Source organism: Streptococcus sp. oral taxon 061, assembly GCF_964211575.1.
Classification (GTDB): domain Bacteria; phylum Bacillota; class Bacilli; order Lactobacillales; family Streptococcaceae; genus Streptococcus.
The window spans coordinates 192,597-207,800 of the sequence record NZ_CAXOQQ010000003.1; the positions used below are offsets into that span (position 1 = coordinate 192,597).

The 15,204-nt window shown below is 40.0% G+C and carries 16 protein-coding genes, 1 tRNA gene and 1 pseudogene; 13 read left to right on the forward strand and 5 right to left on the reverse strand.

Annotation, left to right across the window (positions count from 1 at the left end):
• Positions 1-56 precede the first annotated feature (56 nt).
• Positions 57-1,562 (forward strand): pyruvate kinase, encoded by a 1,506-nt coding sequence (gene pyk, locus AB8E63_RS03640; RefSeq protein WP_281137392.1) that lies wholly within the window; start codon positions 57-59, stop codon positions 1,560-1,562.
• Positions 1,563-1,870: 308 nt separating this feature from the next.
• Here the strand turns inward: pyk and AB8E63_RS03645 are convergent.
• Both AB8E63_RS03645 and AB8E63_RS03650 read right to left on the reverse strand, forming a co-directional pair.
• Positions 1,871-1,943: transfer RNA gene (locus AB8E63_RS03645), tRNA-Thr, on the reverse strand.
• A gap of 106 nt (positions 1,944-2,049) precedes the next feature.
• Positions 2,050-2,799, reverse strand: coding sequence for a 1-acyl-sn-glycerol-3-phosphate acyltransferase (locus AB8E63_RS03650; protein ID WP_317627979.1), 750 nt, complete (start codon positions 2,797-2,799; stop codon positions 2,050-2,052).
• 131 nt (positions 2,800-2,930) lie between these two features.
• Between AB8E63_RS03650 and AB8E63_RS03655 the strand changes: the two genes are divergently transcribed.
• From AB8E63_RS03655 to galE, 5 genes are all read left to right on the forward strand, one after another.
• Positions 2,931-5,267, forward strand: coding sequence for a cation-translocating P-type ATPase (locus AB8E63_RS03655; RefSeq protein ID WP_368909991.1), 2,337 nt, complete (start codon positions 2,931-2,933; stop codon positions 5,265-5,267).
• Positions 5,268-5,368: 101 nt separating this feature from the next.
• Positions 5,369-6,046: a tRNA (adenine(22)-N(1))-methyltransferase TrmK gene (locus tag AB8E63_RS03660; RefSeq protein ID WP_368909992.1), complete on the forward strand. Its 678-nt coding sequence runs from the start codon at positions 5,369-5,371 to the stop codon at positions 6,044-6,046.
• Complete coding sequence (locus AB8E63_RS03665; RefSeq protein WP_368909994.1) at positions 6,033-6,830, forward strand: Nif3-like dinuclear metal center hexameric protein; 798 nt, start codon at positions 6,033-6,035, stop codon at positions 6,828-6,830. The genes AB8E63_RS03660 and AB8E63_RS03665 overlap by 14 nt, the downstream gene beginning before the upstream one ends.
• Positions 6,831-6,846: 16 nt before the next feature.
• A complete protein-coding gene (locus AB8E63_RS03670; protein ID WP_368909996.1) occupies positions 6,847-7,941 on the forward strand; it encodes an NAD(P)/FAD-dependent oxidoreductase in 1,095 nt (364 codons plus the stop codon).
• 106 nt (positions 7,942-8,047) lie between these two features.
• Complete coding sequence (galE, locus tag AB8E63_RS03675; RefSeq protein ID WP_368909998.1) at positions 8,048-9,067, forward strand: UDP-glucose 4-epimerase GalE; 1,020 nt, start codon at positions 8,048-8,050, stop codon at positions 9,065-9,067.
• 251 nt (positions 9,068-9,318) lie between these two features.
• On the opposite strand, the gene AB8E63_RS03680 is transcribed toward galE, so the two are convergent.
• Positions 9,319-9,522: a ferredoxin gene (locus AB8E63_RS03680; protein ID WP_006148835.1), complete on the reverse strand. Its 204-nt coding sequence runs from the start codon at positions 9,520-9,522 to the stop codon at positions 9,319-9,321.
• A 45-nt stretch (positions 9,523-9,567) separates the two neighbouring features.
• Between AB8E63_RS03680 and AB8E63_RS03685 the strand changes: the two genes are divergently transcribed.
• The 6 genes and pseudogenes from AB8E63_RS03685 to pdxT form a co-directional block, all read left to right on the forward strand.
• Positions 9,568-10,059: an SAG1386/EF1546 family surface-associated protein gene (locus AB8E63_RS03685; RefSeq protein WP_254724011.1), complete on the forward strand. Its 492-nt coding sequence runs from the start codon at positions 9,568-9,570 to the stop codon at positions 10,057-10,059.
• An 8-nt stretch (positions 10,060-10,067) separates the two neighbouring features.
• On the forward strand, positions 10,068-10,739 hold the full coding sequence (cmk, locus tag AB8E63_RS03690; RefSeq protein ID WP_368909999.1) for a (d)CMP kinase: 672 nt from the start codon (positions 10,068-10,070) through the stop codon (positions 10,737-10,739).
• A gap of 138 nt (positions 10,740-10,877) precedes the next feature.
• The gene (locus AB8E63_RS03695) at positions 10,878-11,216 is read left to right on the forward strand and encodes a zinc ribbon domain-containing protein YjdM (RefSeq protein ID WP_006149888.1); all 339 of its coding nucleotides are present in this window, start codon (positions 10,878-10,880) and stop codon (positions 11,214-11,216) included.
• Between the two features lie 2 nt (positions 11,217-11,218).
• Entirely contained in the window at positions 11,219-11,851 is a 633-nt protein-coding gene (locus AB8E63_RS03700; protein WP_049494849.1) for a Pr6Pr family membrane protein, read from the forward strand.
• 137 nt (positions 11,852-11,988) lie between these two features.
• Positions 11,989-12,864, forward strand: a complete 876-nt coding sequence (gene pdxS, locus AB8E63_RS03705) for a pyridoxal 5'-phosphate synthase lyase subunit PdxS (RefSeq protein WP_045615501.1) — start codon at positions 11,989-11,991, stop codon at positions 12,862-12,864.
• A pseudogene (gene pdxT, locus AB8E63_RS03710) lies at positions 12,865-13,434 on the forward strand (pyridoxal 5'-phosphate synthase glutaminase subunit PdxT); the annotation flags it as partial.
• 36 nt (positions 13,435-13,470) lie between these two features.
• On the opposite strand, the gene AB8E63_RS03715 reads toward pdxT, so the two are convergent.
• Together AB8E63_RS03715 and AB8E63_RS03720 are read right to left on the reverse strand one after the other, a co-directional pair.
• Positions 13,471-14,118, reverse strand: coding sequence for a hemolysin III family protein (locus AB8E63_RS03715; protein ID WP_004253913.1), 648 nt, complete (start codon positions 14,116-14,118; stop codon positions 13,471-13,473).
• The gene (locus AB8E63_RS03720; protein WP_368910000.1) at positions 14,108-14,563 is read right to left on the reverse strand and encodes a DUF1836 domain-containing protein; all 456 of its coding nucleotides are present in this window, start codon (positions 14,561-14,563) and stop codon (positions 14,108-14,110) included. Before AB8E63_RS03720 ends, AB8E63_RS03715 begins: the two co-directional genes overlap by 11 nt.
• Positions 14,564-14,697: 134 nt before the next feature.
• On the opposite strand from AB8E63_RS03720, the gene AB8E63_RS03725 reads away from it, so the two are divergent.
• Positions 14,698-15,198 (forward strand): N-acetyltransferase family protein, encoded by a 501-nt coding sequence (locus AB8E63_RS03725; RefSeq protein WP_368910020.1) that lies wholly within the window; start codon positions 14,698-14,700, stop codon positions 15,196-15,198.
• Positions 15,199-15,204: the final 6 nt, after the last annotated feature.

Below are 15,204 nucleotides of genomic sequence, written 5' to 3' on the forward strand. Positions count from 1 at the left end.
ACTAATCTGGTAAAATGACCATAAAAGGTCGAATTATATAAAGGAGTCACAAAATCATGAACAAACGTGTAAAAATCGTTGCAACCTTAGGTCCTGCGGTAGAAATCCGTGGTGGTAAAAAATTTGGTGATGATGGGTATTGGGGTGAAAAACTTGACGTTGAAGCTTCAGCACAAAACATTGCTCAATTGATCGAAGCTGGAGCTAACACTTTCCGTTTCAACTTCTCACACGGTGACCACCAAGAACAAGGTGACCGTATGGCAACTGTTAAACTTGCAGAAAAACTTGCAGGTAAAAAAGTTGGTTTCCTTCTTGACACTAAAGGTCCAGAAATCCGTACTGAATTGTTCGAAGGCGATGCTAAAGAGTACTCTTATACAACTGGTGAAAAGATCCGTGTTGCTACTAAACAAGGAATCAAATCAACTCGTGAAGTGATTGCTTTGAACGTTGCTGGTGGTCTTGATATCTACGATGATGTTGAAGTTGGTCATCAAGTCTTGGTTGACGATGGTAAATTGGGTCTTCGTATTTTCGCTAAAGACGATGAAACTCGTGAATTTGAAGTAGTTGTTGAAAATGACGGTATTATTGCTAAGCAGAAAGGTGTGAACATCCCTAACACGAAAATTCCTTTCCCAGCACTTGCTGAGCGCGATAACGCTGATATCCGTTTCGGTTTGGAACAAGGTATTAACTTCATCGCGATTTCATTTGTACGTACTGCAAAAGACGTTGAAGAAGTTCGTGCCATCTGTGAAGAAACTGGTAACGGTCATGTTCAATTGTTCGCCAAGATCGAAAACCAACAAGGTATCGATAACTTGGACGAAATCATTGAAGCTGCTGACGGTATTATGATCGCTCGTGGTGACATGGGTATCGAAGTACCATTCGAAATGGTTCCAGTTTACCAAAAAATGATCATCACTAAAGTGAACGCAGCAGGTAAAGTTGTTATCACAGCAACAAACATGCTTGAAACAATGACTGAAAAACCACGTGCAACTCGTTCAGAAGTATCAGACGTATTTAACGCTGTTATCGACGGAACTGATGCTACAATGCTTTCAGGTGAGTCTGCAAACGGTAAATACCCACTTGAGTCAGTAACAACAATGGCTACAATTGACAAGAACGCTCAAACTCTTCTTAACGAATACGGACGTTTGAACTCAGATACTTTCGAACGTAACTCTAAGACAGAAGTTATGGCTTCAGCTGTTAAAGACGCTACTAACTCAATGAATATCAAATTGGTTGTAACTTTGACTAAGACTGGTCACACAGCTCGTTTGATTTCTAAATACCGTCCAAATGCTGATATCTTGGCATTGACATTCGACGAATTGACAGAGCGTGGATTGATGTTGAACTGGGGTGTTATCCCAATGTTGACTGAAGCTCCATCATCAACTGATGATATGTTCGAAATCGCTGAACGTAAAGCAGTTGAAGCAGGTCTTGTAGAATCTGGTGACGATATCGTTATCGTTGCAGGTGTACCACTTGGTGAAGCTGTTCGTACAAACACAATGCGTATCCGTACAGTACGTTAATCTAACATTAAAAACCTATCATACTAGGCTTTACAGCTTGTATGATAGGTCTTTTTTTGTTTCATAAGGTCCAGAACCCTATTTGTTTAAGAAAAGAAAAAACTCTCTGGAAAAACCAGAGAGTGTGAGAGGCATCTCCATGTGAGAAACTGGTTCACACAATTTCTCAAGGTCCGCTCCTGCGTAATGACCTCCTTTGCGCAATTGTAGCTCTCGCTACATATCGACTCATCGCAGATTTTATTTTACTATAGAGCCAATACTTTGTCAAGAAAAAAAAGCTCCCCAGATAGGAACTGCTGAATTGATGCTAATTGCCGGGATCGAACCGGCGACCTCATCCTTACCATGGATGCGCTCTGCCTACTGAGCTAAATCAGCTTACTTTGAAAGTATACTATAGATTTAAGCTTTTGTCAATATGCTAATTAGTATGCTAACTCATTGGAAAAGCCCAAGTAATAAACTTGGGCTTATGAAAATTAGACTATTGTAATTGCTCTCTCTTTTTATCTGGGTTCCAAACAAAACTTGCAACAAAAGTAAAGAAAATTGTCAGAATTCCTATTATAATTGCTAGAATCAAGGCAGGTATACGGATGAGCCACCACAGTGGATTTGGCTTTTTATTGTTGTGCCACTGTTTTGTTTCCTCATCCAGGCGTTGAAATTCAGATTGGATGCGGTCTGCAACCATCTCAATTCCCTCATCATTCATCTTTTTAATATCTGAGATATCAATCGGATTTCCGAAGTTCATATCAATACGTTCACGGCTGACAAGCCCTTGTAGAGTCATAGGACCAGTGTAAGTAACTGGCATGATGCGAACCTTTGCCATCTTCGCGATTAGGGCAACACCACCCTTAACATCGGTAGAATGACGACTACCACTAGGAAACATAATCAGTGAGCGATTGCTCTTTTTAAGTACATTGATTGGGTATTTGATAGCAGAAGAACTTGGATTTTCACGATCGATAGGGAAGGCACCACACATACGAATCCACCAGCCAAAGATTCGGTTGGAGAAAAGTTCCTTTTTAGCCATAAAGACAAACTGTTTCGGTTTGGTCGCAAATGCCATGTAGACGGGATCCCACCAGGTACGATGGGGAGCGACTAGGATATAGTTTTCATCTTGACTCGGAATTTTATCAGTATTGTGAAAGTGAGCATTTCCATTAATTGACCATAGAATCAACATAACCAGCCCACGAAGATAAGTATAAAACATGATGTCTCCTTCAGTTTTCTTTCTTTTATTATACCTTATCATACTAGGACAGGCAAATGTTTTTTGTTTAGGCGGAATAGCTTTTTATATGAAATTAGAAATATTCAAAAAAAAATGATATGATAGAATTTATGGATAAAAATAAAATTATGGGATTAAGCCAATCAGAAGTCAAAGAACGTCAAAAACAGGGACAGGTCAATGATTTCCAAGCTTCAGCTAGTACTAGTACATGGCAGATTGTGAAGAGAAATGTCTTTACTTTATTCAATGCTTTAAACTTTGCCATTGCCCTAGCGCTCGCCTTTGTTCAAGCCTGGAGCAACCTAGTTTTCTTTGCGGTTATCTGCTTTAATGCATTTTCTGGGATTGTAACCGAGCTACGTGCCAAACATATGGTTGATAAACTCAATCTCTTGAATAAAGAAAAGATTATCACTATTCGTGATGGACAAGAGATCGCTTTGGACCCTGAAGAGCTTGTTTTAGATGATGTTATTCGCTTGTCAGCAGGAGATCAGATTCCAAGTGATGCCATTGTATTAGAAGGTTTTGCAGAAGTCAACGAAGCTATGTTAACGGGTGAGAGCGACTTGGTGCAAAAAGAAGTAGAAGACTTAATGTTGTCGGGTAGCTTTCTTGCAAGTGGTTCTGTCCTCGCTCAGGTACATCATGTTGGGGCGGATAACTATGCTGCTAAACTCATGCTTGAAGCTAAGACAGTGAAGCCAATTAACTCTCGTATCATGAAATCGCTAGACCGGTTAGCTGGTTTTACTGGGAAAATTATCATTCCTTTTGGTATTGCTCTCTTGCTTGAAGCCTTGGTCTTAAAAGGTCTGCCACTCAAGTCTTCTGTAGTCAATTCATCTACAGCTCTTTTGGGGATGTTGCCTAAAGGTATAGCCCTTTTGACCATCACCTCTCTCTTAACTGCTGTTATCAAGCTAGGTTTGAAAAAGGTTTTGGTGCAGGAGATGTATTCTGTTGAGACCTTGGCACGTGTGGATATGCTCTGCTTGGATAAGACAGGGACAATCACCCAAGGGAAAATGCAGGTTGAAACAGTTCTTCCTCTGACACATGCTTATGACAAGGATGCTATTGCAAAAATACTAACCAGCTATATAGCGCACAGCGAGGATAAGAATCCAACAGCTCAAGCTATTCGTCAACGTTTCCAAGGTCAAGTAGCCTATCCGATGATTTCTAGTCTTCCATTTTCTAGTGATCGAAAATGGGGAGCGATGGAATTGGAAGGTCTAGGAACTGTTTTCCTAGGCGCACCGGAGATGTTGTTGGATGCTGAAGTTCCTGAAGCTAGAGAAGCTCTTGAACGAGGATCTCGTGTCTTGGTGTTAGCGCTCAGTCAAGAAAAACTTGACCATCACAAGCCACAAAAGCCATCTGATATTCAGGCTTTGGCTTTGCTTGAGATTCTAGATCCGATTCGAGAAGGTGCTGCTGAGACGCTAGACTATCTTCGTTCTCAGGAAGTGGGATTGAAAATTATCTCTGGTGATAATCCAGTCACTGTTTCAAGTATTGCCCAGAAGGCTGGTTTTGCAGACTATCACAGCTATGTAGATTGTTCGAAAATTAATGATGAAGAATTGATAGCCATGGCTGAAGGAACAGCCATTTTCGGACGTGTTTCACCTCATCAAAAGAAACTCATCATCCAAACTCTGAAAAAAGCAGGACATACTACAGCAATGACAGGGGATGGTGTCAATGATATCCTAGCTCTGCGTGAGGCAGACTGTTCCATTGTTATGGCTGAGGGAGACCCAGCAACTCGTCAGATTGCAAATCTGGTTCTCTTGAATTCAGATTTCAATGATGTTCCTGAGATTCTCTTCGAAGGTCGTCGTGTGGTCAATAATATTGCCCACATTGCTCCGATTTTCTTGATTAAGACAATCTATTCCTTCTTGCTAGCAGTTATCTGTATTGCCAGTGCTTTGTTGGGACGTACTGAATGGATTTTGATTTTCCCATTCATTCCGATTCAGATAACTATGATTGACCAGTTCGTGGAAGGATTCCCACCGTTTGTATTAACTTTTGAACGAAATATCAAACCTGTGGAACAAAACTTCCTCAGAAAATCCATGCTTCGAGCTTTACCAAGTGCCTTGATGGTAGTCTTTAGTGTTCTCTTTGTTAAAATTTTTGGAACCAGTCAAGGCTGGACCGACATTGAAATTTCGACACTTCTGTATTATCTATTGGCATCGATTGGTTTTATGTCTGTAGTTAGAGCTTGCTTGCCATTTAGCTTGTGGCGTGTGCTATTGATTATTTGGTCAGTTGGAGGTTTTCTTGGAACAGCTCTATTCCCAAGAATCCAAAAATTGCTTGAAATTTCAACCTTGACTGGACAAACGTTGACTGTCTATGGGGCCATGATGCTGATCTTTACAGTGATTTTCATTCTAACCAGTCGTTATCAAGTTAAAAGATAAAGAAAGACTGCAATCTATGATTGCGGTCTTTTTTAGGTGCAGGATAGCCAGATAAAATATGGTATAATAAAGGGAAATAGAGTTTTTGAAAGTGAGAGAAGATGATTTCAAAGAGATTAGAAACAGTAGCTTCTTTTGTTCCCCAAGGAGCTGTTTTGCTGGACGTTGGGAGCGACCATGCTTATTTACCTATTGAATTAGTTGAAAAAGGTCATATTGAAGCTGCCATCGCGGGTGAAGTTGTAGAGGGACCCTATCAATCTGCAGTTAGAAATGTTGAAAGTCATGGCTTGACTGAGAAAATTCAGGTTCGTTTAGCCAATGGTTTAGCAGCTTTCGAAGAAAGTGACCAGGTCTCTGTTATCACTATTGCAGGAATGGGTGGTCGTTTGATTGCTACGATATTAGAAGAGGGCTTGGATAAACTAGCCAATGTTGAGCGATTGATTCTTCAACCCAATAATCGTGAAGATGAGTTGCGTACTTGGTTACAAGAGCATGGATTTCAGATTGTAGCTGAAAGTATTTTAGAGGAAGCTGGAAAATTTTACGAGATTCTAGTAGTGGAAGCTGGAGAAATGAAATTGTCAGCAAGTGACACCCGTTTTGGTCCTTTTCTCTCTAAAGAACTTAGCCCCGTATTTGTCCAAAAGTGGCAAAGAGAAGCAAGTAAGCTCGAATTTGCCCTTAGTCAAATCCCAGAAAAAAATCATGAAGAATGTCAAGTTTTAGTAGATAAAATTCAAGCCATCAAGGAGGTGCTCCATGCAAGCAAGTGAAGTGATTAAGCGTTATGAAACCTATTGCCCCCAAGAATTTTCTATGGAGGGTGATAGTCGTGGACTGCAGATCGGAACTTTAGATAAGGACATCCAAAAAGTTATGGTTGCCCTTGATATTCGTGAAGAGACTGTAGCTGAAGCTATTGAAAAAGGAGTCGACTTAATTATTGTTAAGCACGCGCCCATCTTCCGTCCGATAAAGGACTTGGTAGCTAGTCGCCCTCAAAATCAGATTTATATTGATCTAATCAAGCATGATATTGCAGTCTATGTTAGCCATACTAATATTGATATTGTTGAAAACGGCCTTAATGACTGGTTCTGCCAACTATTGGATATTAAGGATACAACTTATCTACAGGAGACAGGTCCTGAACGTGGCATCGGGCGTATTGGCAATATTAAACCTCAAACGTTTGAAGAATTTGCTAGTCATGTTAAGGAAGTATTTGGTCTAGATTGCCTTCGTATGGTGTATTATAAAGAGACTGATTTGCAAAAAACAATCTCAAGAGTAGCTATTTGTGGTGGCAGTGGGCAGTCTTTCTACTCTGATGCTTTAGCAAAAGGAGCAGATGTTTACATTACTGGTGACATCTATTACCACACTGCCCAAGATATGTTGTCAGACGGCTTGTTGGCTCTGGATCCAGGCCACTATATTGAAGTTCTCTTTGTTGAAAAAATTGCAGCGTTCCTGAATGAATGGAAGGAAGAGAATGCTTGGTCTCTAGAGGTTATCGCGAGTCAAGCGTCCACCAATCCATTCCATCATATCTAGTTAGAAGGTAAAGACAATGAAAAAAGTTGCCATTGTAGGTGCAGGAATTGTAGGGGCCACAGCTGCCTACTATCTTTCTAAGGAAGCTGATATCGAAGTAACTGTTTTTGATTTTGGACACGGCCAAGCAACCAAGGCCGCGGCAGGAATTATTAGTCCCTGGTTTTCTAAACGACGCAATAAGGCTTGGTATAAGATGGCGCGCCTAGGAGCTGATTTCTATGTAGATTTATTAGCTGACCTAGAAAAATCGGGTCAAAATGTTGATTTTTACCAAGGTTCTGGTGTCTTTCTTCTTAAAAACGATGACTCTAAGCTAGAAGAGCTCTATCAACTGGCTCTGCAACGTAGAGATGAATCTCCCTTGATTGGAGAATTAGCCATTTTGGACCAAGCAACTGCTAGTAACTTATTTCCCGGTCTTGAGGGATTTGAACGTTTACTCTATGCTTCTGGTGGAGCTCGAGTAGATGGGCAACTCCTAGTGAGTCGCTTACTGGAAGCCAGTCAAGTGAAGGTCATAAATAAAGAGGTCAGTCTAACCCCTCTATCATCGGGCTATCAGATAGACGATCAAATGTTTGACCAAGTCATCTTATCCACAGGAGCTTGGCTTGGCCACATCTTAGAGCCATTAGGATATGAGGTGGATGTTCGGCCTCAAAAGGGGCAACTCCGAGATTACCAAGTGCCACAAGACATGGGAACTTACCCTGTAGTTATGCCGGAAGGTGAGTGGGATTTGATACCATTTCCGGTAGGTAAATTATCTCTAGGAGCTACCCATGAAAATGACATGGGATTTGACCTAGCAGTTGATGAGAATTTGCTCCAACAAATGGCTGCAGCAGCAAGTTCGTTTTATCCTAGCTTAAAAGATGCAATGATAAGTGGTGAACGTGTAGGAATTCGGGCTTATACGAATGATTTTTCGCCGTTTTTCGGACAAGTGCCAAACTTGTCAGGAGTATTTGCTGCGAGTGGATTAGGATCGTCAGGATTGACAACTGGACCCATTATAGGCTATCACTTAGCCCAAATGCTTCAAGGGAGAAAAGGAGTCTTGGATCCAGCGGATTATCCGACTGAAAGATATATTAAAGAGAAATAATCGTAAACTTTTTACCTAGTTTTTACGATAGGATTAGGGTAGCAAATGACATTCCCCATCAAAAATGGTAAAATGAAAAAAATAATTCAAGAATTGAGGAAAAATGATGCAAGAAAAGATTTTGGTAACAGGTGGAGCAGGTTTTATCGGAACTCACACGGTCATCGAACTGGTCCAAGCTGGACATCAGGTTGTTGTAGTGGATAACTTGGTCAACAGTAGCCGTAAAAGTTTAGAAGTAGTGGAAAGAATTACAGGAGTTGAAATTCCTTTCTACGAAGCAGATATTCGTGACACAGATACGCTTCGTGATATTTTCAAACAGGAAGAACCTACAGGAGTCATCCATTTTGCAGGTTTGAAGGCAGTTGGTGAGTCAACTCGTATCCCTCTTGCCTACTATGATAACAATATTGCCGGTACAGTTAGCCTTTTGAAGGCAATGGAAGAAAACAACTGTAAGAACATTATCTTCAGTTCTTCAGCAACAGTTTATGGAGATCCACATACTGTTCCAATCCTAGAAGATTTCCCACTTTCAGCTACCAACCCTTATGGCCGTACCAAGCTTATGCTTGAAGAAATTTTGACAGATATCCATAAAGCAGATTCAGAGTGGAACGTTGTCTTACTTCGTTACTTCAACCCAATTGGGGCGCATGAGAGTGGTGACCTAGGAGAAAATCCAAACGGCATTCCAAACAACCTTTTGCCGTATGTAACACAAGTCGCAGTTGGTAAGTTAGAACAAGTTCAAGTCTTCGGAGATGACTACGATACTGAAGATGGAACAGGTGTTCGTGACTATATTCACGTCGTTGACTTAGCCAAAGGACACGTTGCCGCCCTTAAGAAGCTTCAAAAAGGCTCAGGACTCAATGTGTATAACCTTGGGACTGGAAAAGGCTACTCAGTTCTTGAAATTATCCAAAATATGGAAAAAGCTGTTGGACGCCCAATTCCATACCGTATCGTTGAACGTCGCCCAGGTGATATCGCAGCTTGCTACTCAGACCCAGCAAAAGCTAAGGAAGAACTAGGTTGGGAAGCTGGACTTGGTATTACAGAAATGTGTGAAGATGCATGGCGTTGGCAAAGCAAGCATCCAGATGGATTTGAAGACTAATCGTTTGATTAAACAAAAAAAGAGGAAGTAATTCCTCTTTTTTTATAACTTTATATGTGGTTGAAATAAAAAATTTGATTAGTGCTTAAGTGATAGAAAAATGTCTTAAAAGAACAGTTTATTTATTATTGAAATGCTGGAACAAATAAAAGTAAAATTGTATAAAAATAGCTAGCAAAAGACTATAATTTTCTAGAAAAATATGCTAAACTAGAGGGAGTGGAAATTAGAGATCGATGTTCCACCAAATTTTAAGATTCATCTATAATCAGAGCACGAGTAGGGCAATTTTTAACGGCTTCTAAAATGTCGTCGTTGCAAGCAATTTCTCGCTCTAATTGTTCAGATTCATCGTAAAAACGGACTATACCATTATCATGGTAATCAAATAATTCTGAATAAGTTTGGCAGAGCCCACAAGCGATGCAACGTTCAGGTATAAGTCTAATCTTCATATTTATATTGTAATAAGAAACTAAAAAAAACTCAAGGAGTAAGGTATGGAAAAGGAACCGTGGCAAGAAGATATTTATGAAAACCAAGAAGAGGAATCAAGAACAGAACGCCGTCAACGAAACAAAAAAGGTTCAGGTGTCGTGGCCAATCGTATTTTAACGGTTCTAGCTATTCTCTTCTTTGTCATTGTTGTTGGGATGGTAGTTGTATTGGTTTACTTGTCATCAGGCGGAAGTGATCGCACTTCAGCTTTGAAAGATTTTTATGATTCTTCAGCTCCAAAAGTAGAAGAAGTTACAACAGTGGCTACTACTGCTCAGTCAACAGAGTCAACAGAAGCAGAGAAAACTCAACAAGAACATACAGAGGCACATACTGATTCTGAAGGAACTATTACAGTCATGGCAGGAGAAGGAGAAGCAGCCATTGCGGCTCGCGCTGGAATCTCTATTGCTCAACTTGAAGCCTTGAATCCTGGTCATATGTCTTCAGGAACTTGGTTTGCAAATCCTGGTGATGTCCTTAAGACAAGATAGGAGTGACAATGAAAACAATTCAGATTGCTATTGATGGGCCAGCTTCCAGTGGTAAGAGTACAGTAGCTAAGATTATTGCTAAGGACTTTGGCTATACTTATCTCGATACAGGCGCTATGTATCGTGCTGCGACTTACATCGCATTGAAAAACCAAATTAGCCCAGATGAGCCATCTCAACTTCTTGAATTATTGGAACAATATCCAATTAGCTTTGGACGTGCTGAAAATGGAGAACAACTTGTTTTCGTTGGAGATGTAGATGTAACAAATCCAATCCGAGAAAATGAGGTAACCAACGCTGTCTCTGCTTTTGCGGCGATTCCAGCTGTTCGTGAAAAATTGGTAGCCCTTCAGCAAGAAATTGCCCAACAAGGTGGTATCGTTATGGATGGCCGCGATATTGGAACAGTAGTCTTGCCTAAGGCTGAATTGAAGATTTTTCTTGTAGCATCTGTAGATGAACGTGCAGAACGTCGTTACAAAGAAAATCTTTCAAAGGGAATCGAAACAGATTTGGAAACTTTGAAAGAAGAGATTGCGGCGCGTGATTATAAAGATAGTCATCGTGAAACTTCACCTCTCAAGCAAGCCGAGGATGCAATCTATTTGGATACGACTGGACTCTCTATTTTAGAAGTTGTTGAAAAAATTAAATCAGAAGCCCAAAAACATTTGTAAGAACTATAAAAACGATGAACTGAATTTCGGTTTGTCGTTTTTTTATCATGATTTGTCAAATAGTCTGTTTTAAGGTATAATAGTTGCTGTTAAAGAAAATTTGACAATCAAATAATCATAAATTTTTAAGGAGATAACATGAGTCAATTACCAAATTGCCCAAAATGTAATTCAGAATACGTATATGAAGATGGCACACTTCTTGTTTGCCCAGAATGTGCTTATGAGTGGAATCCTGCTGAGCAAGCAGAAGTTGAAGAAGGAGTTGTTGCCATCGATGCAAATGGAAATAAACTAGCTGATGGAGATACAGTCACTTTGATTAAGGACCTTAAAGTCAAAGGGGCTCCAAAAGACCTCAAACAAGGAACTCGTGTTAAAAACATCCGTATTGTAGAAGGTGACCACAACATCGACTGTAAAATTGATGGTTTTGGCGCTATGAAACTTAAATCAGAATTTGTGAAGAAAATTTAATCATGATTAAAAATGAAAAAGTAATATTTTATAGTCGTATCTTTTTATTTATAGCAGCCTTTACCGGTGTATACTTGGAGATTACCAAACGCGGTGGTTTAGGGATGTTGCTTTACTACACAGTACTTTCTAACCTTTTGGTTGTACTCTTTACAGGTTATCTTTTGTTAAAGATGCGTAGTGGTGGTGATAGTTGGCAGAGTCCTGGTATTCTACGTCTCAAAGGTGGCGTCACTATGAGTATTATGATTACTTGTGTCATCTATCATTTCATGCTAGCTCCTTTGACGACGGATTTTTACCGTTTGGAAAATTTCCTTTGCCATTATATTGTCCCTCTCTGGTTTTTAGCAGATACAATTATTTTTGACAAGAGTCGCCAATATAAGTTGGTTGATCCCATGCTTTGGACTAGTCTTCCTTTGCTTTATATGATTTTTGCCCTCTTAAACGGTTTTGTCCTAAAGATGGATGTCCCTAATGCTAAGGATAGTCCCTTCCCTTATTTCTTTTTGAATGCTACCAAACATGGTTGGGGCTTTGTCTTTAAATGGGCAGCAACTATCTTTGTTGCTTATATGGTTTCAGGATATCTCTTTTATCTTGTGAAAAGTATTAAAAAATCTAAGAAATAAAAGTACCCGATGTGGGTGCTTTTTTTGTGATAGAGACAATTGTACCCGGACAAATTGATTTATTTTATCTTGTTATGCAGTCTTTTTTACCGTACAATAAAACTGTAGCTACCAATACAACTATTGAGGAAGAAAAAATGACTGAAAATCGTTATGAATTAAACAAAAATTTGGCACAGATGCTTAAAGGTGGTGTCATCATGGATGTTCAAAATCCTGAACAGGCAAGAATTGCTGAGGCTGCAGGTGCAGCAGCAGTGATGGCTTTGGAGCGAATCCCAGCTGATATTCGTGCAGCGGGTGGTGTCTCTCGCATGAGTGATCCAAAGATGATTAAGGAAATCCAAGAAGCGGTCAGCATTCCAGTTATGGCTAAGGTTCGAATTGGACATTTTGTCGAAGCTCAAATTTTAGAAGCAATCGAGATTGACTATATTGATGAGAGCGAAGTTCTATCTCCAGCTGATGATCGTTTCCATGTGGACAAGAAAGAATTTCAAGTTCCTTTTGTTTGTGGTGCTAAAGACCTAGGAGAAGCCTTGCGTCGTATCGCTGAAGGAGCATCAATGATTCGTACAAAAGGGGAGCCGGGAACAGGAGACATCGTTCAGGCAGTCCGTCATATGCGTATGATGAATCAAGAAATCCGTCGCATTCAAAATCTCCGTGAAGATGAACTCTATGTCGCAGCAAAAGAACTCCAAGTTCCAGTAGAATTAGTTCAATACGTCCACGAACATGGGAAATTACCAGTTGTCAACTTTGCGGCCGGTGGTGTGGCAACACCAGCAGATGCAGCTCTTATGATGCAACTCGGTGCGGAAGGCGTCTTTGTTGGCTCAGGGATTTTCAAGTCAGGTGATCCTGTCAAACGTGCAGCTGCTATTGTTAAGGCTGTTACGAATTATCAAAATCCTCAAATTCTAGCTGAAATCTCTGAAGATTTAGGAGAAGCCATGGTAGGTATCAACGAGAACGAGATCCAAATTCTCATGGCTGAGCGAGGAAAATAGATGAAAATCGGAATATTGGCCTTACAAGGTGCCTTTGTAGAACACGAGAAAATGCTTGCTCAACTAGGAGTTGAAAGTATTGAACTGCGAAACCTAGAAGATTTTCAGCAACATCGAAGTGAGCTTTCAGGTTTGATTTTGCCAGGAGGTGAGTCAACGGCCATGGGCAAGCTCTTACGAGATCAGCAGATGCTACTTCCTCTAAGAGAGGCTATTCTCAATGGCTTACCAGTCTTTGGAACTTGTGCTGGTTTAATTTTGCTAGCGAGACAAATAGCTTCCCAAGAGGAAAGTCATCTGGCGACTATGGATATAGTAGTAGAGCGTAATGCCTATGGGCGTCAGCTAGGAAGCTTTTATACTGAGGCAGACTGTAAGGGTGTTGGTAAAATTCCCATGACCTTTATCCGTGGACCTATTATTAGTGAAGTTGGTAAGGGTGTTGATGTTCTGGCAGTAGTGAATCATCAAATCGTTGCTGCTCAAGAAAAGAATATGCTAGTAACTTCATTTCATCCGGAATTGACAAATGATCTTCGCTTGCACCAGTATTTTATCAATATGTGCAAATAAAAAAGAGGTTGGGATTTTCCCAACTTCTTTTTTTTACATATAATAAACAATGGCAATATATTGGAGAGCAGAGGCTGCTAGAATGAAGAGATGCCAAATCATATGGAAGTATGGTTTCTTTTTAGCATAGAATCCAGCGCCAACTGTATAGCAAAGGCCACCTGATACCATAAGACTCCAAAACATTGGACTTGTCTGACTGATGATGGCTGGTAAGATAGCTAATACAAGCCATCCCATGATGAGGTAGAGAATGAGACTGAATTTTTCATTGACCTTTTTGGCAAAGATTTTATAAAGAATACCGAAAATAGTTGTCCCCCACTGGATAGCAATAATGAGATAACCAAACCAGTTGTTCATCAAAGTTAAAACCACAGGAGTATAAGATCCAGCGATTGCCACATAAATCATAGAATGGTCGATGATACGCAAGACATACTTATGAGTCGAACCATAAGCCATAGAATGATAAATGGTCGATGAAAGGAACATGAGAAAGAGGCTGATGACGAAGATGGAAACACCGATAGACGATAAGAAACCATGTGCCTCATAACTATAGGTTGATGAAATAGGAAGTAGGATGAGCATGATAAATGCTCCTACAGCATGGGTGACACTGTTGGCAATTTCTTCTCCGAAACTAAGCCGTTTACTAAGTTTGAAACTAGTATTCATTTGTTTCCTCCTCTTGGGTTTCTGCATAGACTAATGCTAGTGTTTGATGATAGAGTTTGACCGTTTGGCAGCTTGCCTGGATAATGGGATTAGCTGGATCAATATCTTCATTCATATAGTCCACAAAAGCATTGTAAAGTTCTTCTGAATTAGTGTCTGTGTGTAGGGTATTAAGGGTTTGAGCAATTTCTTGGATAGAAAAAACAGACTTGAGAGTGGTAATAGCAATCAATCGTGCGATTTGTTTGCGTTGATATTTTTTCTTTTCAGGTTTACTGATATAACCATGTTTGACATAGTTGTTCACCATGGATGCTGTCAAACCTTTCTCCTTGTCAGGAGAAGCTGGAGGACAGATTTGATTGACATAGAGTAGCACCTGGTCCAGATAGAGATTGATACTTGGAATTTCTTCCCATTTTGGATAGGAAAAAGTGGTTTTCATTTCCAACTCCTTTTTATCTAGTTTCGATAACTAGATTATAAAATATTAGAAATAATAAGTCAAGTTTCAAGTGCTTGTAGAAAGAAATAATTTATGCTATGATGAGAGAAAATAGTATGAAAAGAGGATAAATGATGGAGATTCGCTTAGCCTTTCCTAATGAAGTAAATCAGATTATGCAAGTGATTGAGGGAGCCAAGAAATGTTTGGCAGAAGCTGGTAGCACTCAGTGGCAAAACGGCTACCCAGATGCAGATACCATTATTGAAGATATTATCTCTGGACAGGCTTACGTAGCGCTGGAAGAAGGAGAACTCTTAGCCTATGCAGCAGTGACTAAAAGCCCGGAAAAAGCTTATGAAGCAATTTATGATGGCAACTGGGAGGGAAATGAAGCAGAATACTTAGTATTTCACCGTATTGCTGTTGCTAGTGATGTGCAAGGTCAAGGTGTTGCTCAGACTTTTTTAGAAGGCTTGATTGAAGGCTTTGATTACCTAGATTTTCGTTCAGATACGCACGCTAAAAACAAAGCTATGCAACATATTTTTGAAAAACTTGGCTTTAAACAGGTTGGTAAAGTTCCAGTAGACGGGGAACGCTTGGCCTATCAAAAATTAAAATCAAATGCCTAAGAAGTA

Bases quoted from the DNA above. Each gene is read 5' to 3' on its own strand.
- galE (WP_368909998.1), top strand. From the start codon at position 8,048: ATGCAAGAAAAGATTTTGGTAACAGGTGGAGCAGGTTTTATCGGAACT.
- cmk (WP_368909999.1), top strand. From the start codon at position 10,068: ATGAAAACAATTCAGATTGCTATTGATGGGCCAGCTTCCAGTGGTAAG.
- AB8E63_RS03700 (WP_049494849.1), top strand. From the start codon at position 11,219: ATGATTAAAAATGAAAAAGTAATATTTTATAGTCGTATCTTTTTATTT.
- AB8E63_RS03720 (WP_368910000.1), bottom strand. From the start codon at position 14,563: ATGAAAACCACTTTTTCCTATCCAAAATGGGAAGAAATTCCAAGTATC.
- AB8E63_RS03665 (WP_368909994.1), top strand. From the start codon at position 6,033: ATGCAAGCAAGTGAAGTGATTAAGCGTTATGAAACCTATTGCCCCCAA.
- AB8E63_RS03650 (WP_317627979.1), bottom strand. From the start codon at position 2,799: ATGTTTTATACTTATCTTCGTGGGCTGGTTATGTTGATTCTATGGTCA.
- AB8E63_RS03680 (WP_006148835.1), bottom strand. From the start codon at position 9,522: ATGAAGATTAGACTTATACCTGAACGTTGCATCGCTTGTGGGCTCTGC.
- AB8E63_RS03660 (WP_368909992.1), top strand. From the start codon at position 5,369: ATGATTTCAAAGAGATTAGAAACAGTAGCTTCTTTTGTTCCCCAAGGA.
- AB8E63_RS03685 (WP_254724011.1), top strand. From the start codon at position 9,568: ATGGAAAAGGAACCGTGGCAAGAAGATATTTATGAAAACCAAGAAGAG.
- AB8E63_RS03695 (WP_006149888.1), top strand. From the start codon at position 10,878: ATGAGTCAATTACCAAATTGCCCAAAATGTAATTCAGAATACGTATAT.
- pyk (WP_281137392.1), top strand. From the start codon at position 57: ATGAACAAACGTGTAAAAATCGTTGCAACCTTAGGTCCTGCGGTAGAA.
- pdxS (WP_045615501.1), top strand. From the start codon at position 11,989: ATGACTGAAAATCGTTATGAATTAAACAAAAATTTGGCACAGATGCTT.
- AB8E63_RS03715 (WP_004253913.1), bottom strand. From the start codon at position 14,118: ATGAATACTAGTTTCAAACTTAGTAAACGGCTTAGTTTCGGAGAAGAA.
- AB8E63_RS03655 (WP_368909991.1), top strand. From the start codon at position 2,931: ATGGATAAAAATAAAATTATGGGATTAAGCCAATCAGAAGTCAAAGAA.
- AB8E63_RS03725 (WP_368910020.1), top strand. From the start codon at position 14,698: ATGGAGATTCGCTTAGCCTTTCCTAATGAAGTAAATCAGATTATGCAA.
- AB8E63_RS03670 (WP_368909996.1), top strand. From the start codon at position 6,847: ATGAAAAAAGTTGCCATTGTAGGTGCAGGAATTGTAGGGGCCACAGCT.